Annotated in this window: 17 protein-coding genes; all 17 read left to right on the forward strand. The window is 41.8% G+C overall.

Annotation, left to right across the window (positions count from 1 at the left end):
- Positions 1-247 precede the first annotated feature (247 nt).
- The 17 genes from ADHAQ_RS0123580 to ADHAQ_RS0123670 all read left to right on the forward strand — a co-directional run bounded on the left by ADHAQ_RS0123580 (position 248) and on the right by ADHAQ_RS0123670 (position 25,698).
- Positions 248-1,219, forward strand: coding sequence for a vWA domain-containing protein (locus ADHAQ_RS0123580; protein WP_026465022.1), 972 nt, complete (start codon positions 248-250; stop codon positions 1,217-1,219).
- Entirely contained in the window at positions 1,216-2,193 is a 978-nt protein-coding gene (locus tag ADHAQ_RS0123585; RefSeq protein ID WP_026465023.1) for a tetratricopeptide repeat protein, read from the forward strand. The genes ADHAQ_RS0123580 and ADHAQ_RS0123585 overlap by 4 nt, the downstream gene beginning before the upstream one ends.
- A 197-nt stretch (positions 2,194-2,390) precedes the next feature.
- Positions 2,391-3,569, forward strand: coding sequence for an acetyl-CoA C-acyltransferase (locus ADHAQ_RS0123590; RefSeq protein ID WP_026465024.1), 1,179 nt, complete (start codon positions 2,391-2,393; stop codon positions 3,567-3,569).
- Between the two features lie 214 nt (positions 3,570-3,783).
- A complete protein-coding gene (locus tag ADHAQ_RS0123595) occupies positions 3,784-5,229 on the forward strand; it encodes a toxin-antitoxin system YwqK family antitoxin (protein ID WP_051360125.1) in 1,446 nt (481 codons plus the stop codon).
- 78 nt (positions 5,230-5,307) lie between these two features.
- Positions 5,308-6,306 (forward strand): biotin synthase BioB, encoded by a 999-nt coding sequence (gene bioB, locus ADHAQ_RS0123600; protein ID WP_026465026.1) that lies wholly within the window; start codon positions 5,308-5,310, stop codon positions 6,304-6,306.
- A 4-nt stretch (positions 6,307-6,310) separates the two neighbouring features.
- The gene (locus ADHAQ_RS0123605) at positions 6,311-7,438 is read left to right on the forward strand and encodes an aminotransferase class I/II-fold pyridoxal phosphate-dependent enzyme (protein WP_026465027.1); all 1,128 of its coding nucleotides are present in this window, start codon (positions 6,311-6,313) and stop codon (positions 7,436-7,438) included.
- Complete coding sequence (gene bioD / locus ADHAQ_RS0123610; RefSeq protein WP_026465028.1) at positions 7,435-8,052, forward strand: dethiobiotin synthase; 618 nt, start codon at positions 7,435-7,437, stop codon at positions 8,050-8,052. The genes ADHAQ_RS0123605 and bioD overlap by 4 nt, the downstream gene beginning before the upstream one ends.
- A gap of 1 nt (position 8,053) precedes the next feature.
- Positions 8,054-9,340, forward strand: a complete 1,287-nt coding sequence (gene bioA, locus ADHAQ_RS26920) for an adenosylmethionine--8-amino-7-oxononanoate transaminase (RefSeq protein WP_034257047.1) — start codon at positions 8,054-8,056, stop codon at positions 9,338-9,340.
- Between the two features lies 1 nt (position 9,341).
- The gene (locus tag ADHAQ_RS0123620) at positions 9,342-10,541 is read left to right on the forward strand and encodes a beta-ketoacyl synthase N-terminal-like domain-containing protein (RefSeq protein ID WP_051360126.1); all 1,200 of its coding nucleotides are present in this window, start codon (positions 9,342-9,344) and stop codon (positions 10,539-10,541) included.
- 520 nt (positions 10,542-11,061) lie between these two features.
- Positions 11,062-17,238 (forward strand): T9SS type A sorting domain-containing protein, encoded by a 6,177-nt coding sequence (locus ADHAQ_RS0123630; protein WP_084523968.1) that lies wholly within the window; start codon positions 11,062-11,064, stop codon positions 17,236-17,238.
- A 216-nt stretch (positions 17,239-17,454) separates the two neighbouring features.
- Positions 17,455-18,570, forward strand: coding sequence for a tetratricopeptide repeat protein (locus ADHAQ_RS26925; protein ID WP_051360127.1), 1,116 nt, complete (start codon positions 17,455-17,457; stop codon positions 18,568-18,570).
- A gap of 164 nt (positions 18,571-18,734) precedes the next feature.
- Complete coding sequence (locus ADHAQ_RS0123640; RefSeq protein ID WP_034257606.1) at positions 18,735-19,526, forward strand: alpha/beta hydrolase; 792 nt, start codon at positions 18,735-18,737, stop codon at positions 19,524-19,526.
- Between the two features lie 134 nt (positions 19,527-19,660).
- On the forward strand, positions 19,661-20,458 hold the full coding sequence (locus ADHAQ_RS0123645) for a 3-keto-disaccharide hydrolase (RefSeq protein ID WP_034257049.1): 798 nt from the start codon (positions 19,661-19,663) through the stop codon (positions 20,456-20,458).
- A 149-nt stretch (positions 20,459-20,607) separates the two neighbouring features.
- Positions 20,608-21,906: a purple acid phosphatase family protein gene (locus tag ADHAQ_RS26930; protein ID WP_051360128.1), complete on the forward strand. Its 1,299-nt coding sequence runs from the start codon at positions 20,608-20,610 to the stop codon at positions 21,904-21,906.
- A 53-nt stretch (positions 21,907-21,959) separates the two neighbouring features.
- Positions 21,960-22,904, forward strand: coding sequence for an NADP-dependent oxidoreductase (locus tag ADHAQ_RS0123655; RefSeq protein WP_026465033.1), 945 nt, complete (start codon positions 21,960-21,962; stop codon positions 22,902-22,904).
- 158 nt (positions 22,905-23,062) lie between these two features.
- Positions 23,063-23,545, forward strand: a complete 483-nt coding sequence (locus ADHAQ_RS0123665; RefSeq protein WP_026465034.1) for a (2Fe-2S)-binding protein — start codon at positions 23,063-23,065, stop codon at positions 23,543-23,545.
- Between the two features lie 2 nt (positions 23,546-23,547).
- The gene (locus ADHAQ_RS0123670) at positions 23,548-25,698 is read left to right on the forward strand and encodes a xanthine dehydrogenase family protein molybdopterin-binding subunit (protein WP_026465035.1); all 2,151 of its coding nucleotides are present in this window, start codon (positions 23,548-23,550) and stop codon (positions 25,696-25,698) included.
- Positions 25,699-25,731 lie beyond the last annotated feature (33 nt).

The following is a 25,731-nucleotide window of genomic DNA, read 5'->3' on the forward strand; positions in this document are numbered from 1 at the left end:
AATATACAAACACAAATTCCATTTCTACAACCTTTTTTACGCAATTCAACAATATTTTTCGGTATTTTTCATAACCGAACTTGTTAATTATTGATAACGAACTATTTCAGAATGGAAATCTTTATAAAGTTTTTTGATTTTTTTTCTCCGTTACCTGTTCTACCACCAATTTATCAGAATTAAAACCGCTATCAGTTTCCTTTCTGTATATTTGTTCCTGGCAAAATTACGTTTTGAGAATAATTACATGAGTTGGTATCAAACCCTTTCCTGGTTAGAAATTATTTTCGTTACTATTTTTATTCTTTTGTATGTAGGCTACATTATAAGAATAAAAAAGCTTGCCCTATATTTTAAACAAAAAGCCAATACAGTTTATTTTAAACTGGGGCTTCGCTCCTTTTATTTTATTTTGCTGCTGGTAGCACTTTTGGGTCCGTCTTTTGGAGCCATGACAAAAGAAATAAAAACACTTGGGAAAGATATTTTCATTCTCGTTGACCTATCAGCTTCTATGGATGCGAATGATGTATCCCCTTCCCGCCTAGAGAAAATAAAGTTTGAATTAAACCAGCTAATACCCGCCTTAAATGCCGACCGGATAGGTTTGATTACGTTTACTTCGGAAGCTTATTTGCAATGCCCGCTCACCTATGATGAAAGTGCACTACTTTTATTTACGCGTATCTTAAATACACAGCAACTCCCGGTTGGTGGCGCTAATTACTTCCTCCCGTTGGAAATGGCTTTGCAAAGGTTTCAGAACCGGATAAAAAACCCACTGGAACAAAATAAAGCTCGGGTAGTTTTGTTAATAAGTGATGGGGAAGATTTTAGTCCGAACCTGGGCCCGCTGTTACAACGCATGGTAAATAACAATATTCAGGTATTTACTTTAGGAGTGGGTACCCAAAATGGCAGTTCTATACCAGTAGGCAAAAGTTATAAAAAAGACGACAATGGCAATTTAGTAATTAGCCACTTACAGCCTGATAGGTTAAAAGATATTGCCCGAATTGCCGGAGGCCAATATTATGAAGTAAACGAAAAAGTTAATCAAACGGAAAAACTACTTCAGGAAATCAATAACCTGCTAGGTACTCACCGCGAAACCCGCTCCATAGACATAACAGCCAATAAATATATGTACCCGTTGCTTTTAGCGTTACTATTAATAGTGGCAGATGTTTTAATTACTGTTGCAGTGATAAAAATATGAAGATTTACCTGGCCCTGTTTTTTCTGCTAACTTTATTGGGAGACAATTTAAAAAAAGCCTCGCGGATAAATAATGCGGTAATCCGGGCAAATAAACTTTATAATCAAAAGAATTATGAGGAAGCCGCTTTATTCTATAAATCTATCCGAGATTCTTTAGGGGTGCCTGATGAACCACTTTTATTAAACCTGGCCCATGCCACTTTCCAGAGCAACAACTTTTTGCAGGCCCAAAAATATTATACGATATTAACTAAAAGTAAAAAACCAGAAATACAGTCTGCTGCTATTACGCAACTGGGCGTACTATTTTTCAAGAAAAACAACCCGGAAAAAGCACTTTATTATTTTAAAAAAGCTTTGATACTTTCTCCTACTAATGAGGTAGCCCGCTATAATTACGAGCTTACCCGAAAGTACCTGGATCAAAGCCCGTCCCCTTCCTTTTCTGGTAACAATCGGAATAACCGGAAAAAAGTACCCAACAACCCAAAAAGTCCTGAAAATGAAACTAGTCAGGGAGCAACCAGCCCCAACGAAACTGGAAACGAAGGCACCACAAATGACCTGGAAAATGCCGGCGATAATGCTGAAACGCAAAAACCAGACGGAACAACCAATAACAAAAACAGCGAAAAAAATAACCTTGAGTCAGGCCCTTCGGGTGCTAACGGAGAAAAAAAACCAATTGGTAGCGGTGCAAATCTTGGCCAAGACAAAGGTATATCTTCAAAAGAAAATGAGACTAGCAACAGGCTAAACAACTTCAGAAACCCAGGAAAAGGAGGCGCCGAAGAGGCATCAGAGAGGGAAAGGCAGATGCAAACATTAAGGTTGAGGTTGCGTGACAGTAATATTTCACCGGAAAAAGCAACTATGTTACTGGAGGCCATGCGTAATATGGAATTACAGTACTTACAGCAACTCCCTAAAAAACAAACCAAAACAGCTTCTAATTCAGGTCCTGATTGGTAAGTTTGATTTTTATTACGGAGAAGTAAACCTTATATAGCTGATTTAAAACCAGCTTATTTAGTCACCCCAGCAGTATGTAGTTTTAGTAATAGTGGAGATTGCATCGTGAACCTTTGTGGATGGTTGAAGAATACAAGCGCCCTCCTTATTTGAAAGGAGACTATCAAAACCGTTTAACCTGTTAATTAAAAACTTTAATGAAAGAAGTTTATATAATTTCTGCGGTACGCACACCAATCGGAAGTTTTGGAGGTGCTTTAGCTAGTTTATCAGCCACCCAATTAGGAGCTATTGCCATTAAAGGAGCACTGGAAAAAGTAAGCGTTGCCCCTGCCGAAGTTGATGAAATAATAATGGGTAACGTATTATCAGCCAACCTGGGGCAGGCACCAGCCCGCCAGGCAGCCATTTATGCCGGTCTAGGTTACGAGGTTGAATGTACTACCGTTAATAAAGTATGTGCTTCGGGTACGAAAGCCATTATGTTTGCCGCCCAAGCCATAATGTTAGGCCATAAAGAGGTAATTGTGGCCGGCGGCATGGAAAGCATGAGCAACGTACCTTTTTACCTGGACAAAGCCCGGTTTGGAAACAAATTAGGTCATGGCCAGATGATTGATGGCTTATTAAAGGATGGGCTTTGGGATGTGTATAATGATTTTCATATGGGTAGCGCTGCCGAAAATACGGCCCGTGAGATGGGAATTACCCGAGAGATGCAGGATGCTTTTGCTATTGAATCCTACCGACGTAGTGCCGCAGCAGCCCAAGCCGGCTATTTAAAAGATGAAATTATACCGGTAGAAATTCCGCAACGTGGTAAAGCCCCTTTGCTGATAACCGAAGATGAAGAATACGCGAAGGTAGATTTTGATAAGATAGCTTCCTTAAAACCAGTTTTTGATAAAGAAGGCACAATTACGGCTGCCAATGCTTCTACCTTAAACGATGGTGCAGCGGCTGTTTTATTAATGAGCCGGGAAAAAGCAGAAGCCCTGGGAGTAAAGCCTGTTGCCCGCATAATAGGTTTTGCCGATGCTGAACAGGAACCGAAATGGTTTACCACCTCCCCTGCCCTGGCCATTCCTAAAGCCCTGAAGCACGCTGGCATTACACCCGATGCAGTAGATTATTATGAAATAAATGAGGCCTTTGCGGTAGTATCGCTGGCGAATAACCAGAAATTAAATTTAGAAAACCACAACGTTAATATTTTTGGCGGAGCAGTTTCGCTGGGGCATCCATTAGGCGCATCCGGGGCTCGCATTGTTACTACGCTTTGCAATGTACTGGAAAAGAAAAATGGCCAAATTGGTGTAGCCGGTATTTGTAATGGCGGCGGTGGCGCCTCGGCTTTAGTTATTCAAAAACTTTAAGCATTTATAAAATAAACTATTACCGGTATAAATTTTGTTAACGCTGATTACATAAGTACTGGTTTAGAAACCGTTAATGTATGAGGAGAATCTAATTAGATTAATGGAATCAGTTTGCTTACCAGGTTTGCACCTTTTATATTTTTAAAAGTAAGCGGTTCGGTAAAAGACAGGCAACATACTAAACCTGCAACAATAGGAAAGGTAATATAGAATGAAATTTTTGATTCGGATAGTAACTATAGTAGTTGTATTAGTATTAGTTAGCCAGTTTCCAGGCTATGCGCAGCAGCTAAAAAAAATAGTTACTTACCACGATACGCTTAGAACTAAAGTTAAACAGGTTTATTTTATTGTGCCTCCCGATACCTTGCCCCATGGTAAGTACCAGCGATTTTACAGAAGCGGCAAAATTGAGGCCATTGGCAAATTTGTAAAAGGAAAGCAGGATAGCATCTATACCGAATTTTTTGAGAATGGTCAAAAGAAAGTAGAAGTACGGTACTTAGATAATTTAAAGCAGGGCCCTTTTAAAACCTATTATGCCACTGGTAAAACACTTCAGGAAGGCACTTATTTAGATGACCAGCAAAACGGAAAGCTAACCACCTACTTTGAAAACGGCAAACCTAAAATTGAAGCTTCTTTTGTAAAAGGTACTCCTGAAGGGCTGGTAAAGGAATTTCACGAAAATGGCACGTTAAAATCTTCAGTGGCTTATAGCCAAAATAAGCAACACGGTCCGGCCCTTTCTTATTACCCAAACGGGACCAAACGTACTGAAGGAATATTTAAAAATGGTGTTCTGGATGGCCAGTTTAAAACTTATTATGATAATGGACAGCTGGAAACAGAATCCTTTAATCAGAATGGGAAAAGATCCGGAATATACAAAACGTATTATAAATCTGGTAAGCTAAAATCAGAGGTTACCTATAAAGCAGTAGGTATCGAAAGTCCGAAAGAGGCTAAACGGGTTAGCACCAGCATTGTGTTAGGCCGACCAGCCTTTGAGAATAAATATACTACGAGCCAAATGGATGGTGTGGCCAAAACGTATTATGAAAACGGGCAATTGCTCAGCAGCATCCAATATAAAAATGGCGTAAAAGATGGACTGTCTCAGTATTTTTATGAGGATGGTAAACTTAAACAGGAAATTAAATTTTCGGATGGAGCCGCTACCCGAAAAATCACGTCTTATTATCCTTCCGGAAACTTACAGGAAGAACAATACTTTAAAGAAAACCAGAAAATTAATGATTGGAAATCTTATTTCGACACCCCTGCCAAGGCTTTAAAGACAAAAGAAACTTATAAGGCAAACAAATTAGAAGGAGAACGATTGGTTTACTATGATAATGGCCAAATCCAGGAAAAAGCCACCTACACAAACGGTAAAATCTTAGGTCAGGTAGTTCAGTATTATCCGTCTGGCAAAATAAAAGCCGAAACAGAATATAAAAATGGGTTAAAGGCTGGCTTTTATCGTCAATACTATGAAAATGGCAAGCCAGAGATTACTGGTTCCTTCCGCAACAACAAGCAAACAGGCACCTGGAAATACTTGGATCAGGAGGGAAAAACAGTAAAATCAGAGGTGTACCGCAACGGCCTTACTGTCACTGATAATAAGGCTACTACTTCGGCTACTGAATAATTATCCGGCGACAGCACCAAAATATTTTTCGGCAAAATTAAATTCTTGTGTACTTTCGTAATAGGAAAGTTTAACATTATGAGCCTGGAAAGCTTGCAAACGGATATTAGAAATAACTGGACCATTGGAGAAATAAAGGATATTTACGAAAAGCCATTGTTGGAACTAGTGTTTGAAGCGTCCAACGTGCATCGAAAATACCATACGGGTAGTGAAGTTCAGGTTTGCACTTTACTCTCGGTTAAAACTGGCGGTTGCCCGGAAGATTGTGCTTATTGCCCGCAGGCTGCCCGCTACCATACCGATGTAAAAACGCATGCTTTGTTACAGGAAGAAACGGTATTGCAGGCGGCCCAAAGAGCCAAAGACTCCGGTTCTACCCGTTTTTGTATGGGAGCTGCCTGGCGCGAAGTACGCGATAACCGCGATTTTGATCGGGTACTGGGTATGGTTACCAAAGTAAACGATATAGGTCTGGAAGTTTGCTGTACTTTAGGTATGCTAAACGAATACCAGGCCCAACGTCTGAAAGAAGCTGGCTTATATGCCTACAACCACAACCTGGATACTTCCAGCGATCATTACGAAAGCATTATTACTACCCGCAAATACGAAGATCGGTTAGACACCCTGGAGCACGTGCGCAAAGCCGGGATTTCGGTTTGCAGCGGCGGCATTATTGGGTTAGGCGAAACGGACCAGGACCGGATAGAAATGCTGCATGTACTTTCTAACTTGCCTGAGCATCCGGAATCGGTTCCGGTAAATGCCCTGGTACCAGTAAAAGGCACTCCCTTGGAAGATCAACCCCGGCTATCGGTTTGGGAAATGATTCGCATGATTGCTACCGCCCGCATCACGATGCCGCGCACCATGGTGCGTTTATCAGCTGGCCGGACCGAAATGAGTTTACCGGAACAAGCTTTATGTTTTATGGCAGGTGCCAACTCTATTTTCTCCGGCGAAAAATTATTAACAACTCCTAATCCTGGGCTTAACGACGATCAGTTAATGTTCCAGTTATTAGGATTATCACCTCGTAAAGCTTTTAAAGAAGCAAAAGAAGTAGTTGCTTAAAAATATGGAGCTGCCCCTTAACTTGCAGCGAAAATTAACGGAACGCCAGAATCAGGGTATTCTCCGGCAGTTAAAAACTACCGCGCATACCATTGATTTTTGCTCAAATGATTACCTGGGATTAGCCCGTTCCGAAGCTTTGAAAAAAGCAGTAGAAGGAGAACTAACCCGATATGCAGAAGTGCCGGCCGGAGCTACCGGTTCCCGCTTACTTTCCGGTAACTTTGCTTATACCGAAGAACTGGAAAGCTTTTTAGCCCAATTTCACCAAGCCGAAGCGGCTCTATTATTTAATTCTGGCTTTGTGGCTAATACCGGTTTCTTTTCTGCCGTTCCGCAACGGGGCGATACCATCCTGTACGATGATACCAGCCACGCCTCCATGAAAGATGGCATCCGGTTAAGCTTTGCCAAAGCCTATTCTTTCCGGCACAACTCCCTGGATGATTTAAGAGCCAAATTTACGCATGCTACTGGTAATGTTTATGTAGCCGTAGAATCACTTTATTCTATGGATGGCGATTATGCCCCTCTAGTAGAAATAGCTGAAATCTGTCAGGAAAAAGGAGCTTACCTGGTGGTGGATGAAGCACATTCCAATGGTTTGTTTGGCCAAAATGGAGAAGGCTTGGTGCAGGAGTTAAACCTACAGGATCGGGTGTTTGCCCGGGTTATGACTTTTGGCAAAGCATTGGGATGCCATGGTGCCGTAATTGTGGGTTCGGCAGCCCTCAAGCAATTCCTGGTAAATTTTAGCCGACCGTTTATTTATACCACAGCCCTTCCCCTGCATGCTGTTTTAACTATAAAATGTGCCTACCAGCTTTTACCGTCTTTACATACGGAACGGGTGAAAGTAAAACATTTATCTAATTACCTGAAAAGCTGTATTGCTCCTTTCCCGGAATTTACTATAAACCCGGAAGATAGCCCGATTCATGCGGTGCAGACCAAATCTATAGCCCAATTAAAAAATATAGCAAACCAGGCACAAAAAGCCGGATTTGATGTACGGCCTGTTTTTAGCCCAACGGTGCCCGAAGGCAAAGAACGCTTGCGAATTATAGTACATGCCTATAATTCAGAGGCGGAGATAGATAAACTGGCCCAAACCATAGCCGATACTTTATGAAAAAATTATTTGTAACCGGTATAGGAACTGAAATAGGTAAAACTGTTTCTGCCGCCATTTTAACCGAAGCTTTGCAAGCTGATTATTGGAAGCCCGTGCAATCGGGTAGCGAAACCGACAGCGATGCCGGCACCGTAAAAAGCTTAATTTCCAATACCTCTTCGGTTTTTCACCCGGAAAGTTATTTGCTAAAAGCTCCCCTCTCGCCGCATGCCGCAGCCGAGTTAGAAAACATAACCATTGATCCTAACCAGATTCACCTTCCAGAAACAGATAATCACCTGGTTATAGAAGGTGCCGGAGGTTTATTCGTTCCCCTGAATAATAATTATCTGATCGTGGATCTGATTCAGCAGCTACAGGCTGAGGTGGTGGTGGTTTCTAAAAATTATTTAGGTAGTATAAACCATACGTTATTGACCATTGAAGCTTTAAATGCCCGCCAGATTCCGATTGCCGGTATTATTTTTAATGGTGATAAAAATAATCAGACCGAGGACTTAATTTTAAGGTACACAGGACTGCGGCCGTTATTACATATAAGCCCGGAGGCTACACTTACACCGGCAGTAGTACAAAAATATGCGGCACTGGTAAAACCTAATCTTATTTAACATGTTAAATTTAGCGCAACGCGACCAGGCTGTTATCTGGCATCCGTACACCCAAATGCAAACAGCTAGCCCGCCTTTGCCTATTGTAAAAGGAGAAGGGGCTCTTTTATATGATGAAGCGGGTAACACCTATATAGATGCCGTATCGTCATGGTGGGTAAATACGCATGGGCATTGCCACCCGCACATTATGCAACGGATAAACCAGCAGTTGCAAAAGCTAGATCATGTTATTTTTGCAGGATTTACCCATAGCCCAGCAGTAGAATTAGCTGAAAACCTACTCCAAATATTACCGGATAACCAAAAGCGTATATTTTATTCGGATAATGGCTCTACGGCTGTTGAGGTAGCTTTAAAAATGGCTTTTCAGTTTTGGGCTAATCAAGGTTTTAAAAAAGATAAAATAATTGCTTTCCGGGAAAGTTACCACGGCGATACCTTTGGGGCCATGTCAGTTAGTAGTCGCAGTGCATTTACCCAGCCCTTTTTCCAGTACTTGTTTGATGTTTTATTTATTGATGTACCCATTCCTGGAAAAGAAGAAGATTGTTTAAAGCAACTTACCGAATATAGCCAACGACCTGATGTAGCCGCTTTTATTTTTGAACCACTGGTATTGGGTACTGCCGGTATGGTTATGTATAAGCCGAAGGTACTGGATGAGCTCTTACAAATTTGTAAGGAAAATCAGATTATTACCATTGCCGATGAAGTAATGACGGGCTTTGGCCGCACCGGTGAATATTTTGCTTCATATTACCTGCAGCATCAGCCTGATATTTTCTGTTTATCAAAGGGACTGACAGGCGGCACAATGGCATTAGGAGTAACATCATGTGCTGAATTTATTTATAATGCCTTCCTAAGTCAGGATAAATCAAAAACTTTTTTTCATGGCCACTCCTTTACTGCTAACCCCATAGCGTGTGCTACCGCAATAGCCAGTTTAGAAGTTCTTTTATTTCCGGAAACGAAAGAAAATATTAACCGGATTATAGCGCAACACCAGGCTTTTTCAGCCATCATCAAAAATCATCCGTTTTGTAAAGAGGTAAGGCAAACAGGAACCATAATTGCCATAGAGTTCGAGACCGGCCTAACCTCTTATTTTAATAATATTCGGGATGTTCTTTATAACCTCGCAATGGAGAATCAAGTCCTGCTCCGCCCGCTGGGTAATATAATTTATGTATTACCTCCATATTGCATCAGTACAGAGCAGCTGCAAATAGTTTATGCTGTTATTCTGAAAATGGCAGATTTATTAGAACAAAATAAAAATTAAGTTGCCACAGGAAGAATCTATTGTTATCCGGGGATTCGGCTCTATTTCTCCGCTTGGGTCGGATGCCAAAACTATTGCTAAAGCTTATCAGCAGGGTACTCCTGCTTTTCAGGTGCAGCAGTATAATGGGCACCCGACACCAGTAGGTAATTTAAAACCTGAAACTGCAGAAAAATTAAACCAGCTGCAAGCCGAAAAGCGCACCTACCAGGCTTTGGATAAAACAGTGCTGATGGCTATGTATGCGGCCCGCCAGGCTGTAACCGCCGCGGGCTGGACCCACGAAAAAAACATTGCGGTAAATATTGGTTCTTCGCGCGGGGCAACCGGTTTGTTTGAAGGGTTTGTGGAAGAGTTTTTAAGCACCGGTACCCTGCCAGCCCATACTTCTCCGGTTACTACTTTGGGTAATATTTCTTCGTGGGTAGCCAATGATTTACAAGCAAGTGGTCCGGTAATCAGCCATTCGGTTACCTGTAGCACCGCCTTACAGGCTATTGCAAATGGCTTCGCCTGGTTGAAATCCGGCATGGCCACCAAGTTTTTGGCAGGGGGCTCCGAAGCCCCGCTAACACCCTTTACAGTGGCCCAAATGAAAGCGGTTGGTATTTATTCGTCGGGATCAGATGCTATCTTTCCCTGCCGGCCTTTTAACCTGGAAAAGAAAAACACTTTTACCCTGGGTGAAGGAGCTGCCGTTTTTGCGCTGGAGTTAGTAACTAAAGAAAAGCTGGATCAGGAGATTGAATCCTCCCTGATTTTGGAATCTATTGGGTTTGGGTTTGAGACAATTCCAAGCAAGTCCGGCATTTCGAAAGAAGGCACTAATTTTAAACTAGCCATGGAGGATGCCTTACATAAACTTCCGGAAAATGAAAATATTGATTTGATTATCATGCATGCCCCTGGCACTGTGGCCGGTGATGCGGCAGAACTAAACGCCGTAGCCGCCGTTTTTGGCGCTGATCAATTACCTACTATTACTTCCAATAAATTCCTGATTGGCCATACCTTAGGTGCTTCTGCTGCCTTAAGCCTGGAATATGCCATTGCTATACTCGAATGCCAGACTTACTTGCCACTTCCCTATCCGACTATTATTCAGCAAAAAAACATAAAACCAATAAAGCGGATCATGTTAAATGCCGCTGGGTTTGGAGGTAATGCAGTAAGCTTAATTATTAGCCGCAAATCCTTTTAACCTAAAGCCTTTTTAATATTTCTACTTTAGTAAAGTCCTTAAACCTTAATTAAATTCTTAACTAACAGATTTCCAACTATATAAACATCCAACTTTACTTTAGTACCGCCTCAACCTTTTTCCACTTTAAAAACAGTCATTTATCGAAGGTTAAACAAAAGTGACTTTTGCTGGTTTAACATGAAAATCATTTGAAAATTCATATTAAATATTAATTAAAACCAACTGGTAAATTTTATATTTTAATAAAGTATCCTAGGTGTTTTTTAAACTTTTTTGAGAGAATATTGCTTATCAATAAAAAAAAATCATTTAATAGAATATTTGATAAAAAAGTTTCAAATATATTTTTTATTTATTATAATTTTATATAAATAATATAAACTAGAATAATCATTATTATAATTCAATTTTATTAACCTGTTACAAAGCATTTAACGAGCCGAAAGATTGGTTCACCGAAAAGAATCATTTAAAAACCATATAAAAATTATTATTGTTAAAAATTTACCCATAATTAATGAAAACAAATTTTACCCGATCCAAAAACAGGCGTTTTTCATTACTTTCCTGTTTTAGTTTTCTTTTAATGGCTTTTTTCTTTTTATTATTATTAAATAATGAAGCATTAGCGCAAACCCCAGGATTTATTCTTCAGAAAGCACTTAGCCCAGGGCCAACAGTTCTCGACCCCAACGGTGATGGCTATGTATCTAAATCAGCCACTGGGTTTCCTGCTGCTAATGGAACAACCGTAAGCGGATATAATCCTGATATGGGAACCAATAGTGAAATCCCATACCGGTTTTTCCCTCAAATGCCTTCTCCTAATGGACCTGAACCCTTAGCTGATTTAACAACCGGATCTAATGGAGGACATACAGACCTTGCTAATGTACCTTTAGCAATGTATTATGTAAGTTCTACTCAATCTGTTTTGTTCCGAGTGAGATTAGGCGGTAATTCTACTGCCTCCAAAGGTTATAGTTTTTTATTAGATACAGATGGGGTTTTTAACAAACTTAAATTAGCTAATGGTACTCTAATAGATTACGCAACACCATCCAAAGTAATAAATTTAGGTTTTGAGTTTGAAGTTGTTCTGGCTTTAAACTTTGATGTAAATATATACCGACACAGAGGTAGCGGGGATCAAAGCGACCCCATGTCCAGCAATATAATCTGGCGGGGTAGTGCCAACGGTGGGTATAACAGGTATTTTCAGAAATCAGTTGCTGCTACACGTGCTGGTGGCGATGCTGATTATTTCTTTGACTTCTATGTACCACTATCAGCATTTAGTGCCGACGGCGGACCTGGAATAAATCCAGATACACCTATGCGTATGAGTGGCTCAACGGTTACAAGCGCCCAAACCGGTTTAGAAGGAACTATTTCAGATATTGGTGGTGTAGATGATAAAAAATTTGCCAATGATAAAATTAGGATTTGGAAGGAAATTGTTCCTAAATTCCCTCCTACTTCGCTTAATCAATTAGAAAATGGTGATTTTTGCCAATCATTGGCTCCAAGCGCTCCGGTTATCAATACCAATACCCCAATTAGAACTACCACCACAACCATTACTGGTACTTCCACAGAAAATGGAGGAACTGTTAAGCTTTACAGAAATGGGGTTGAAATAAACTCGGCTTCGCCTGTAATAGTTAGTAACGGCAGCTGGTCTTTTAACTTGCCTACAGGTACATCCTTAATAGCCGGAGATAAAATTACGACAAAAGTTGTGCTCGCTGCAAACGGCTCCTGTCCGGAGCTCATATCAGTTTCGTCCAACACAGTATCTGTAGGAACGGTTCAGGTTGGAACATGTACTACCTCCACACCACCAATTGTTTCGTCTAAAACTAATAAAGATGCTGTTAATGGTACTACTATTTATCCTGGTGCTACCATTAGAATATATAAAGATGGTGTTTTCTTTGGAACTACTACCTCCAGTACCACTCTAACAGGAAATACTTATAGCTGGACATATAATAATACAACCTATGCCCGAGATTTAGCATATCCAAGAAATGGCACTGGCGCTACTTCAAAAGATTATGCTACTATTAATGCTTCCGTAACTCCGGTTAATAGTTGTGAGTCTGGAAGATCGAATAGTTTATATGTAAATACAGATACTGGAACTCCTGCAACAACTGGTTCGGCTCAAACTACTCAAACACCAACAATAGCCACCAGTTTCATTTGTACTTCTACCAGTACTATTTCTGGAACGTCAGAACCAGGAGCTCTTATATTCTTATATGTGAATGGAGTACCTGTAAAAAAATTAGCAGATGGCGGGATAGGGACAGCAAATGCAGACGTAAACAATGCAACTATAAATTTCATCACCCCTGATGCTATTGCTGCCGGTGCTCCATTAAACTCAACCACTGATATTACAAATAACGCAGCCTGGTCCGTAGATCTTTCCTTGTATGGGCTTACTGGTGGCGAAAAGATTAGTTTCAGGGCTATTGTTCCAAATAATTCAATTGGAAGTGGCAGTAGATCAAATTACCCAAGTGGTTTTGAAGGACTCTCAGCTCCAACAACTGAAATAACAGTAGGTACAAATTGTACAACGGCTACTCCTACCATTCCTACTACCAAAAATTCCGTCCCAGTTATTTATTGCCCAACCAGCACTACCATTTCGGGTACCTCTACCGAAGCAAACGGCACCTTGGTTACGGTATACAGAAGAGACAGTACTGATCCCGACAATCCGGCTCCCAATCCAGCTACCGATACCCGCATTACCGATGCCGCTACCGTTACCAATGGTGACTGGTCTGCACTGGTTCTGGGAAGTGCCAATTTACAAGGTGGCAACGTACTTTATGCTGTTGCCCAGGCAACTGGCGGGAAGTTACCAAGCGCAGCATCGGCTACCGTCACAGTTTCTACTCCGGCTACAGCTGCCATTTTAGGTTTAAAGCTTACGTCACCCATCCAGCAAGGGGCTACTACTATATCGGGCACCAGCACTACCAACGGGACTGTTTTTGTATATATAGACGGCATAAAAATAGGCGGTACTGCCACGGTAACAGGAGCAACCAGCACTACCCCGGTTCCCTGGACTATAAATATTACTCCTGCTAATCAACTAAACTTGGCAACGGGCGTTCCAGTAACGGCCTCTATTACTACCGGTACAGGTTGCGGCGAGAGCGGACAAACGGCCGCTGTTTTAGTATCGTGTAACCCGCCTTCTACCAATCCTACTATTTCTCCGTTAAGCCAGATTGTTTGTAGCGGCAATACCGCTCTTATTTCGGTAGCTAATTCCGAAGATGGTGTTATTTACCAGATTTACAATGGCACTTCGGCCAGTGGAGCATCGGTATTGGGTAACGGCGGCACTATTGTGTTACGCTCCGCAATCTTAACCGGTGTGGGTACTACCGTAAACTTAAAGGTAAGAGCCTACAGGAGTGATGGTTCTTGTGAAATAACATTGAACGGAAGCTCCAGTGTAACTATTAGTGAAGGCCTCACCAATTATACTGTAAGTTCATTGGCGGCCGCGGCTTGTACCAACAGTACGGCTACCATTAATTTATCCGGTTCGCAAACGGGTGTTAATTACCAGTTACAGATTTTAAATAAAAGTACTTATCCCTACACTTATGTAAACAGTGGCACGGCAATAGCGGGTACCGGTAATGCTTTATCTTTTACCACGCCAGCTTTATCAACTACCTCCACTTTTAAGATAGTAGCTAATAACGGCAACTGCTCGATTGATATGGGTGATCCGGTAGATATTAACGTTACCCCTGTCAGAACCAACTTAGCGGTAACCCCAACCAGCCAGACCATTTGCGGAACTGCGAATACTGTTAATGTTAAAGTATTGGGTTCGCAGGTAGGCGTACAATATCAGATTTTTAACGTAATTACAGGGGCAATAAGCGGCACAGCAGTTACGGGTACCGGCGGTGAAATAACTTTAACCTCTGCTCCTCTGACCGGCACCGTAGGTTCTACTATTAACTTCGGAATACAAGCCACTCCGGTGAGCCCGGCTGATTGCTCTCCCACCAGTTTAACCCAAACCTTTACCGTTACCGTTGCCGGCGGAGCTCCTTTAGCAACGCCAACGGTATCGGTGGTTAGCCCAATTTGTAGCGGCAGTGTTGCCACGGTAACAGTAGGTAATACAGAATCAGGCGTTTCGTACCAGGTGCAGTTAATATCGGGCACAAACTATATAAATGTAGGTTCTGCCGTACCGGGTAATGGCAGCACCATTACTTTAACTACTAATGCCCTTACCTCCGGTACTTATAATTTAAGAGTTCTGGCTACCAACAGTTGCAGCAGTACACCTTTAACCCAAACGGCATCGCTAACTGTAAACAACCGGCCTACCGCTAATAACTTAAGCCCGGTAACGCAAACAGTTTGTCCCAATACCAGCGCCAGCATTATTTTATCAAATTCAGAAGCCGGTAATACGTACCAGCTACAGCGGTTAGTGAACGGCAGTTATGTAAATGTTACCGGAACGGGCACTTCTTTTACTCCTACGGCTACTGGCAATGCCTTGACCTTTACTACTCCTGCCTTATCTACAAATAGTTATTTTAAAGTAGTGGCCACTAATGGTTCCTGTACCACGGATATGGGAGAACCGGTTTATGTCAGTGTATTGCCGGCTACTATTACCGCTACTCCGGTTACTAAATTAGTTTGTGCCAATCAAACTGCCAGCGTTACCTTGTTCTCTTCGCAAAGCGGCGTGAGTTACCAAATATTTAATGGCACTACGGCTTCCGGAGCAGCCGTTACCGGCACCGGCGGCGATATTACCTTAACTACGGCTGCCTTAACTGCTTCCGGCTCTTTTACTATCCGGGCCACTACGGCGGCGGGCTGTATACAGAACTATACAAACGCATTTAGTATTACGGTACCCGCAACCGCGCCTTCAGCAAGTTTAACCGTATCGACTACCACGACTACAGTTTGCGTTGGCAATACCGCCGCTATAACAGTGGCCGCATCTCAGCAGGATATTATCTACCAGTTACAACTGGAATCCGGCACTTCGCCTAACTTTACGTATGCTAACCAGGGTACACCAGTTACTGGCAACGGCAGTACTATTACCCTGAATACCTATGCGCTGGCTGCCGGTACTTATACTTTCCGGGTGATTGCTTCTGATGGATGTAATAGTACTGCACTTACTCAGAAAGTTGTGGTAACGGTCAATCCGGAGATCAACGTATCTTTAGCGGTATCACCAGCTACCCAAACCGTATGTAGCGGCAGCACGGCCTCCGTTTCTGTTTCTTCCCCTCAAATAGGGGTTACTTACAGCTTATATAATATTACAACCAATGCCTATAGCGGTAATGCCGTTCGAGTAACTGAAAATACAACCTCTATTACTTTAACAACCGGTACCCTGAACACAACCGGCACCAATAACCTGAAGGTAGTTGTTACTAACGGCTGCAGCCGCTCTGAATTAACTCAGGTCGTTGCAGTAACTGCTTCAACGCCTCCAGCTACCTTTGCCTTAACATCACCAAGCAGCCAAATAATCTGTAGCGGTTCTTCTGCCACAATATCGCTGGCAGGCTCTGAATCTGGAGTAACTTACAGGTTATATAATGGGAATACACCAATAGGCGACCCAATTCTTGGAAATGGAAGTGAGATATTTTTATCCACCGGCTCAATTCCAAGTGGTACTTATACATTAAAAGTAACAGGGTCTAAAGAATGTGGTCCTATAGATATAGGGACAACTACTATAACCGCAGACAATTCCTGTGGGCTAACTTATACGGTACAGCCTCCCTACATGAAGGATTCTTATGTTACAAATGAAATAATTGCGACGCCTGAATTGTCGGGTTGGAATTATACCGGTCCATTAACCTATGAGATATTAGAAGGAGAACCTTTATCAGGTACTTCTTTAGATTTAAAATCTGGACAAATCTATGTTTCGAATACTACCACCCTTTTATCTGGAACTAGAAATTTAAGAATTCTGGCAAAAGATAACACCGGAACTACCAGAACTTCTTACATGACTTATTCAGTAAATGATGCAACTAACGGCGAAGGAAATACCAGAACAGCACCAGTTACAGTTCTTCCGGTAACTTTGGTATATTTTAAAGCATCGGTTTTTAATTCTGGATCAGGACAAGTAAAATTAACATGGGCAACCGCTTCTGAAGAAAACAATGAATACTTCAATGTTGAAAGAAGTTTTGACGGAACGAAATTTAATACGGTAGCTAAAATAAAAGGAGCTGGTACAAGCAAGGTATTGTTAAAGTATGATTATATAGACCAAGTAAATACCAACAATTCTAACTTGTATTACAGGTTAAAACAGGTGGATTTTTCAGGTAAAATTGAATATAGTAAGGTTATAGCAGTTAAGCCTTCTAGTAAAATCATAGAAGAATATTTAATTACCTATCCAAACCCTGCTAAAGATAAGGTTACAATTAAATTCTTAAATGTTGACCAGGATATGGTTCAGATTGAATTGCGTGACTTAGCTGGCAAAGTTGTTTTACAGCAAACGAATTCGCTGAAGGAAAACCTGGAAGTAAGTGTAAATACAGAATCTTTACCGAATGGTATCTACCTGGTAGTAGCTAAGTTTGCCGACAATCAAGTAGTAACCAGATTAATAGTAGAGAAATAATCTTCTTACTTAGAACTTTAAAAAGCGCCTCATTAGCAGGCGCTTTTTTTTTGTAGTCGGTGCCCCTAATTTTTTTACCAATCTCCTTAATATTTTCAATTTAAAACAGGTAAATACTATAAAACCTTATTTTTACGTTTTAATGAAAGCTACCTGAACGGAATCAGATAATTTCGGTTTAAAACCTGAAAAAACACCTTTATTGCTTACGAGCAGATGAAAAAGATATTATTTACCTTACTTTTCCTTTTTTCTTCCTTATCTATTTTTGCCCAAAGCTTAGCTAACGCCGATTTTAACCAGGGAAATAGACATTTTGATGCGGGCAATTACAAAGAAGCCATAACCGCTTATTCCAAATCTATTTACATAGAACCTTCTTTTGCGCAGGCTTATAACAACCGGGGCTTAGCTAAACTGGAGTTGAACGATATTAAAGGAGCCTTAACTGATTTTAATAAAGTATTAAGTTTAGATCCTAAAAATGCTGAAGCCTACCGAAACCGGGCCACCCTGAAAATACGCCAGAACGATTTTGCCGGCGCTTTAACTGACTACGATAAGGGATTAACTTTAAGCCCTTCGGATGCAGACATGTATTACAACCGGGGAGTCGCTAAATTAAATTTAAACCGGCCAAAGGAGGCTTTAGCCGATTTCGAGAAAAGTATTAAGTTTAATCCGGATGCTCCTGATTCTTATTTAGAACGGGCTCATTTAAGATTAGCCGCCAACGATGCCGCTGGTGCCATCGCCGATTATTCAATGGTAACCAAAAAAGCTCCCACCTCAGAAGTTTATTTATTCCGGGCTCAGGCTTATGAAAAAATGGGAAAGCCTACTGAAGCCTTAGCCGATTACAATAATGCCATTGGCTTAGCCAGCAACTCTGTTGGTGCCTATTTTAACCGTAGCTTGTTACGATTTAACCAACGCGATTACGCTGGCTGTGTACAAGACCTGAATAAAGTTATTAGTATAAACCCTCGGATGGCAGAGGCTTATGCCAACCGGGCCATGGCGCAAAGCCAGCTAGGCAAAACCAAAGAAGCCTTAACTGATTATAACAAAGCTCTCTCCTTAAAGCCCAATGATGCTGCTAACCTGGTAGAAAGAGGCGGCATAAAAATGGATTTAAAAGATTATACGGGAGCTATTGCCGATTTTTCCCAAGCCATTACCCTTAATCCTAAGTTAGCTAATGCCTACTACGGAAGGGGGCACAGCAAAGTATTACTAAACCAGGGCGCAACGGCCTGTGCTGATTTACAAAAAGCCCAGCAACTTGGCTCCAACCAGGCCGCCAGCTTATTAGCCAAAACATGTAAGTAGCCGGTACCGCAATCTGAATCAGAATAAATATATTTGGTTTATTATTCACCAAGTATATAATTCTTATGCACCCACTAAAACTACTTCTAACAGGCGTTTTCTTTTGTTTTCTCCTTGCCGTCCAGGCCCAGGTACCAGCAGGCCTGGTACAGGAAAGTCTCAAAATGAAAAGCAAACTTTTAGGTACAGAAGTAAAGTACACTATTTATTTACCTGCCGATTATAATACGTCTCAGCGTAATTACCCGGTGGTATATTTATTACATGGCGGCGGCGATGACGATACAGGCTGGGTTCAGTTTGGCGAAATCCAGCGTTATGCAGATCAGGCCATTGCATCCGGGGAAATTCCACCGATGATTATTATAACCCCTGATGCCAAACGCACCTACTACATTAACGATTATCAGGGTAAAGTCCGGTACGAAGATATGTTTGTACAAGAACTAATACCTTTCATAGATTCTAAATATCGAACCCGTCCGGAAAAAAGATACCGCGGTATTTCGGGTTTAAGCATGGGCGGCTATGGTGCTTTAATGTACTCCATGCGCCACCCCGAACTGTTTTCCAGCTGTGCCGCTTTTAGTGCTGCTGTTCGCACGGATGAAGAAATAGCCTCTATGGAAGCTAACCGGTACGAAACGGGTTTAGGTAAATTATTTGGCGAAGCCCTGCAAAAAGAAGCCCGCCTTACCCCCCACTACCGCCAGTACAGTATTCTGGATATAATAAAAACCAAACCAGTAGAAGAACTTAAAAAAGTTAAGTATTATTTAGATTGTGGAGACGATGATTTTTTAACTATCGGTAACGCCCTACTGCACGCTGAAATGACAAAATATAGTATTCCGCATGAGTTTAGAGTACGGGATGGTGCCCATACTTGGACCTATTGGCGAACCGGCATTATCAACGGGCTAAAATTTATTGGCGACGGATTTAGACAAATTTAACTCCGGCACTGATACCAGCAGGCTTTAATCTTCTTAAAGATTGTTATTGCAGTATACTTTATTATTAATATTATTGTGTATTCTACAAGAATACCAAAGACCAAGACACAGATTAATTTTAATTAAAGCAAAAAATGCACACCACCATTTCTACTTCATTTCTAAAAAAATTATCGGCTGCGGCTTTAGTAACAGGTTTAGTTTTATGTTCTGAAGCAAATGCCCAAACACAGGAAACCGTGCCTACTCCTCCCAAAATGCGTCCGGAAATGACAGAATTCTGGGAACCAGAAATCAAAGTAATAACTCCGGGTAACGGTACCACGACTGCTCCTTCCGACGCCATTATTTTATTTGGAGGAAAAGATTTAGCAGAATGGAAAGGAAAGGATGGCGAAGCGAAGTGGAAAGTACAAAACGGCACCTTTACGGTGGCGAAAGGAACCGGTGATATTTCTACCAAACGGGAATTTGGCGATTATCAGTTACACATAGAATGGCAGATTCCAACGGACATTCAGGGAAAAAGCCAGGCCCGTGGCAATAGCGGTATTTTTATGCAAAGCCGTTACGAGCTTCAGGTGTTAGATTCTTATAATAACCGGACCTATTCAAATGGTCAGGCAGGAAGTATTTATAAGCAACACCCTCCGTTGGTAAACGCCATGCGTAAGCCCGGAGATTGGAACGTGTATGATGTAATATATACAGCTCCCCGTTTCAAAGAAGATGGTTCTGTATTTACCCCAGCCCGTATAACTGTTTTACATAACGGAGTACTGGTACAGAACAATTCTGAGATAAAAGGCCCTACCGAATACATTGGTTTACCTTCTTATAAAGCGCATAGCAAAGCCCCTATTACTTTACAAGATCACGGCGACCCAAGCAAACCTATAAGCTACCGGAATATCTGGTTACGCGAACTATAATAAATAAAGGCTCCTCCACAAAAGGGGCCTTTATTTATTAAGCGAAATAACAAATTGAACACTATAAATTCTTCATTCAAAACAAACAAAAACGGTAACAGCTCCAGACCGTTTAACTACCACATTACGGTATTACTGGCACCAGTTCTATGGTTAAAGTCTCTCGTTTATTTATTAAAGTTATTACAATAAGCTTTATTTGTTTTCTGTTCAAAACACAAGCACTCAATGCTCAGAAACAAGACTTAACTAACTTTATTGCTCCAACAGAGGTAGCTCCAGGTCTTAAACCAGACCGCATTATTTTAACCTGGCAAACCGATCCTTCCACCTCCCAAACCGTTACCTGGCGAACATCCACAGTTGTAAAAACTCCTGTGGCAGAGATATTACCTATCGGTTCTTCATCGGCTACCAAAACCTTTAAGGCTAAAACCCAAAAGCTAAAATCAGAAAATAGCGGAACACTTTTTCATGCTGTTAATTTTACTAATCTGCAGCCTAATACCCAGTACCAATACCGCGTTGGCGACGGCACTAACTGGAGCAATTGGTTTAGGTTCGAAACGGCCAATGACCAACCAGAACCTTTCAGCTTTATTTATTTAGGCGATGCCCAGAATGAGTTAGCTACCAGTTGGGCTAAAACGGTACAGGCCACTCATACTAAAGCTCCGCAAGCAAAATTTGTACTCCACATTGGCGATCAGGTGAATAGTCCCGAATCGGAAACGGAGTGGCAGGATTGGTTTACAGCCGGAGCAGCTATTTTTACCACCAAATCACATCTGGTTATTCCTGGTAACCATGAATATGCCCGTAAATTGGGGCTCCCTAAGCTAACCAGGTTCTGGAACCCCCAGTTTAATTTTCCTAAAAACGGACCTAAAGGATTTAAAGACGTAGCCTATTATACCGATTACCAGGATGTTCGAATAATTACTTTAAACTCTTACTGGTTTATATATGGCCAGGCCCACTGGCTGGAAGAGGTCTTAAGAAGCAACACTAAAAAATGGACTATTGTCGCCTGCCACTATCCGGTTTTTTCTGCTTCGCGGGCAAAGGATACCAAAAGCCTGATAAAATATTGGAAACCTTTGTTTGATAAGTATAAAGTAGATTTGGTATTACAGGGGCATGATCATACCTATGCCCGCGGCTTTGGCCTAACCAGTAAAGGAGAAAAACAATATGTAAATACGAGTCCTGTATACGTGGTATCCATAAGTGGCCCTAAAGCGTATCGGAGGAATGTTCAGAAACCATGGCCAACCCGAACCAGCCAACAAGGTCAGTTATTTCAGGTTATTTCTTTCGAGGAAAACAAATTGCTATACAAGTCTTACTCGGTATCCGATGCTCTTATTGATGCCTTTGAATTAACAAAAGCAAAAGATGGCACAAAAGCGATTAAAGAATTATTACCCCTCAATACTACTAATTAACCATTGTATCCAAATTTAATTGATTTGCGATAAAAACTATAAACCTTACAACTATGAAAGCAATTGTTTTAACAGAACCAGGTGGCATAGAGAATTTAACCATCACCGAAATAGAAAGACCTGCCATCCAAAAGGATGAAGTACTGGTAAAAGTGAAGGCTATCAGCTTAAACCCGGTTGATGTTAAGTCTCGGTCCGGCAAGGGCGTGTATGGGCGTATTAAAGAGGGAAAGCCACTGATTTTAGGTTGGGACATTTCCGGAGAAGTAACCCAGGTAGGCGAAGACGTTACTTCTTTTAAACCCGGTGATGAAGTTTTTGGCATGGTCAATTTTCCAGGTCACGGAAAAGCTTATGCCGAATATGTTGCCGCACCTGCCAATCATTTAGCTATAAAACCAACCAAGATTTCCCATGCTGAAGCGGCCGCGGCAACTTTAGCTAATTTAACTGCCTGGCAGGTACTGGTACAACAAGCGCATCTTAAAACCGGGCAACGGGTGCTTATTCATGCGGCGGCTGGCGGGGTAGGCCATTTTGCTGTACAAATTGCCAAACATTATGGAGCTACTGTTATAGGTACTGCTTCTGCAGCCAATGCTGATTTCTTAAAAAACATAGGAGTTGATGAGCACCTGGATTATACACAAACCAATTTTGAAACGGCTGCCCATAATATTGATATTGTACTGGATCCGTTAGGAGGAGACAATACACGTAAATCTTTAGAGGTTTTAAAAGCAGGCGGTTATTTGATTTCTATTGTAGGCGGCGTTACAGAAGAAATAAAAAACCTGGCGGAGCAAAAAGGAATTTCTGCAGCTAATTACCTGGTTCAATCTTCCGGGTCTGATATGGAACAACTGGCTCAATTATTACAATCAGGCGAGATAAAGGCACATGTTTACCAGGAATATCCTTTTGAAAATATAGGGGAAGCGCATCAACAAGTAGAAACTGCTAAAACGCGGGGTAAAGTGGTGGTTCTGGTAGATTAATCTCCAAATTAAACTAGTTTCTGTAGCCTAAACCATACCAATTGTAAAAGTTATTTAAAAATTTGTAATTATAACTCTTTTACCGAAAAAAAAGGATTTAAAAGGGGTATTTTGAATAAATTTTTGTAATTTGGCGAGAAACCAAACACCTTAAACATATGGCCATTTTTAAGCTGCAAATTAACGGCCGGAGCTACCAGGCCGACGTAGAGCCGGATACCCCACTATTATGGGTACTGCGCGACCACCTGGGGCTGGTCGGAACAAAGTACGGCTGCGGAATAGCCCAGTGTGGGGCGTGTACCGTCCACATTAACGGCGAAGCAACCCGCTCCTGTGTTTACCCAGTCTCTGCCATTGGTACTTCCAAAGTAGTAACCATTGAAGGACTGTCTGCCAACGGCGACCATCCGCTGCAATTAGCCTGGGATGAAGTTGACGTATCGCAGTGTGGCTATTGCCAGGCTGGGCAGATTATGACAGCAGCAGCCCTGCTGAAAAAGAATCCGAAGCCTACTGCAGAAGAAATTGAATCTGGCATGACGGGCAACATTTGCCGTTGCGGTACTTATCACCGCATCCGCGAAGCCGTAAAACTAGCTTCTACCAAAACAGCTTCAACCACCACTAAGAAAAGTTAATTATGGCGACCACAACAGATAAAAGCAGACGCGATTTCATGAAATTGGCCGCTACCGCTGGTGGAGGCCTTTTATTAGGTTTCGGCTGGACCAGTGCGGCCGCTGATTCCATTTCTGTTTTAGGTGAAGCTGCCGGAGCAGCTGCCGGTGGAGTAGAATTTAACAGTTATCTATCCATTGGATCTGATGGCATCGTAACCATCTTTTCTCCTAACCCGGAACTAGGTCAAAATATTAAAACATCCTTCCCTATGGTTGTAGCCGAGGAATTGGATGTAGATTGGAAAAAAGTAAAAGTAGTTCAGGCTCCGTTAGACGCTAAAAAATTCGATCGCCAGTTAACCGGTGGTAGCGGCGCGGTACCTCATTCTTGGAAACGTTTACGCACAGCTGGTGCCACGGCCAAGCAAATGCTGAAAGAAGCTGCTGCTAAACGCTGGAATGTTTCCGTAAATGATTTAACTACTGAAAATAGTACTGTTATTCATAAAGCTTCTGGTCGTAAATTATCGTACGGCGAGTTAGCAATGGATGCTTCTAAACTGCCGGTGCCTACTGATGTTCAGTTAAAAGACCGCAAGGATTTTAAAATAATTGGTAAGCCGGTTAGAAACGTAGAGCAAAAAAATATTGTAACCGGTAAGCCTTTATTTGGTCTTGATGTATACCGCGAAGGTATGCTGCATGCCATGATTCAGCGCCCGGCTTTTGGCATGAAAGTAAAATCAGTAGATGCCGCAGCAGCGAAAGCAATGCCAGGCATTGTTGATGTTGTTACTTTCAAGAACAATGTGGCAATCGTAGGTAAATCTACCTGGCAAGTTAAAAAAGCGCGTCAGGCAGTTAAAATAGCTTACGAAAAAGCTGATAATATAGAAAGTACCCCCGACCACGATCGTTTATTTAAACAATTACTGGATACCAGTAACGAGGTTGTGGTTCGTCGGAAAGATGGTGATGTAGAGGCGGCATTCAAAAGTGCAGCTAAAGTAATTAAGAGCGAATACCAGTGTCCGTTCCTGTCGCATAGCCCAATGGAACCAATGAACTTTTTTGCACACGTTCGTCCGGACGGTGTAGAATTGGTTGGTCCTACGCAAACGCCGGAACGTGCCCGTACCGAAACAGCTAAGTTATTAGGTGTGGCACCTGAAAAAATCACGCTTGAAATTACCCGTTTAGGTGGTGGTTTCGGTCGTCGGTTACAGGCTGACTATGTATTGGAAGCTGCTGAACTATCGAGTTTGGTAAAGGCTCCGGTAAAAGTAATCTGGACCCGGGAAGATGACATGACTGGCGGAAGCTACCGTCCGGCTGTACGCTACCGGTTTGAAGCTGCGCTGGATGCACAAAACAACCTGATTGGTTATAAATTACGCGGGGTAGGCATAAACTCCGGTAATCCAACCCGGGAAGATAACTTCCCATCTGGTGCCGTAGAAAACTTATTAATTGATTCGGTTGAGCATAAATCTCCAATTACAACCGGACCTTGGCGTGCTCCAATTACTAACTTTTTGGCGTTTGCTGAGCAATCGTTCCTGGACGAAGTAGCCCAGGCCGCCGGAAAAGACCCGGTGAAATTCCGGCTGGATTTATTGACAAAAGCTAAAGCCAAACCAACTGGTGCCATTAAATACGATATTGACCGTATGCGGGGCGTTATTGAGTTAGCAGCTGAAAAATCAGGTTGGGGTAAAAAACAAGGCGTTTTTCAGGGCTTCAGTGTTTATTTCTCCCACGCTTCTTACGTAGCTCAGGTTGGTGAAGTAGCCATGGTAAAAGGCAAACCGGTATTAAAGAAAATTTACGCAGCCGGCGATTGTGGTATTGTTATTAACCCAAGTGGTGCCCGGCAGCAAATGATGGGCGGTATTGTAGATGGTTTAGGTCATGCCATGTACAGTAAGCTTACTTTTAAAGATGGTTTAGCTCAGGAAAACAACTTCAACAATTACCGTTTAATCCGGATGAATGAAATTCCGGAAATTGAATGCCACTTTGTAGATAATGGTATTGATCCAACTGGTTTAGGCGAACCGGCCTTACCGCCTACTGGTGGTGCCGTAGCCAATGCAATTTTTAAAGCAACTGGCAAACGAGTAAAGAATCAGCCTTTTATTGACGAAGAAGTATTTAAAACTGTTTCTTAATAAATAGCCCTCTATTAAAAGCCCGGAATAACC

The organism is Adhaeribacter aquaticus DSM 16391 (genome assembly GCF_000473365.1).
Classification (GTDB): domain Bacteria; phylum Bacteroidota; class Bacteroidia; order Cytophagales; family Hymenobacteraceae; genus Adhaeribacter; species Adhaeribacter aquaticus.

Coding starts and splice junctions, on each gene's coding strand:
- ADHAQ_RS0123580 (WP_026465022.1), top strand. CDS start 248: ATGAGTTGGTATCAAACCCTTTCCTGGTTAGAAATTATTTTCGTTACT.
- ADHAQ_RS0123585 (WP_026465023.1), top strand. CDS start 1,216: ATGAAGATTTACCTGGCCCTGTTTTTTCTGCTAACTTTATTGGGAGAC.
- ADHAQ_RS0123590 (WP_026465024.1), top strand. CDS start 2,391: ATGAAAGAAGTTTATATAATTTCTGCGGTACGCACACCAATCGGAAGT.
- ADHAQ_RS0123595 (WP_051360125.1), top strand. CDS start 3,784: ATGAAATTTTTGATTCGGATAGTAACTATAGTAGTTGTATTAGTATTA.
- bioB (WP_026465026.1), top strand. CDS start 5,308: ATGAGCCTGGAAAGCTTGCAAACGGATATTAGAAATAACTGGACCATT.
- ADHAQ_RS0123605 (WP_026465027.1), top strand. CDS start 6,311: ATGGAGCTGCCCCTTAACTTGCAGCGAAAATTAACGGAACGCCAGAAT.
- bioD (WP_026465028.1), top strand. CDS start 7,435: ATGAAAAAATTATTTGTAACCGGTATAGGAACTGAAATAGGTAAAACT.
- bioA (WP_034257047.1), top strand. CDS start 8,054: ATGTTAAATTTAGCGCAACGCGACCAGGCTGTTATCTGGCATCCGTAC.
- ADHAQ_RS0123630 (WP_084523968.1), top strand. CDS start 11,062: ATGAAAACAAATTTTACCCGATCCAAAAACAGGCGTTTTTCATTACTT.
- ADHAQ_RS26925 (WP_051360127.1), top strand. CDS start 17,455: ATGAAAAAGATATTATTTACCTTACTTTTCCTTTTTTCTTCCTTATCT.
- ADHAQ_RS0123640 (WP_034257606.1), top strand. CDS start 18,735: ATGAAAAGCAAACTTTTAGGTACAGAAGTAAAGTACACTATTTATTTA.
- ADHAQ_RS0123645 (WP_034257049.1), top strand. CDS start 19,661: ATGCACACCACCATTTCTACTTCATTTCTAAAAAAATTATCGGCTGCG.
- ADHAQ_RS26930 (WP_051360128.1), top strand. CDS start 20,608: ATGGTTAAAGTCTCTCGTTTATTTATTAAAGTTATTACAATAAGCTTT.
- ADHAQ_RS0123655 (WP_026465033.1), top strand. CDS start 21,960: ATGAAAGCAATTGTTTTAACAGAACCAGGTGGCATAGAGAATTTAACC.
- ADHAQ_RS0123665 (WP_026465034.1), top strand. CDS start 23,063: ATGGCCATTTTTAAGCTGCAAATTAACGGCCGGAGCTACCAGGCCGAC.
- ADHAQ_RS0123670 (WP_026465035.1), top strand. CDS start 23,548: ATGGCGACCACAACAGATAAAAGCAGACGCGATTTCATGAAATTGGCC.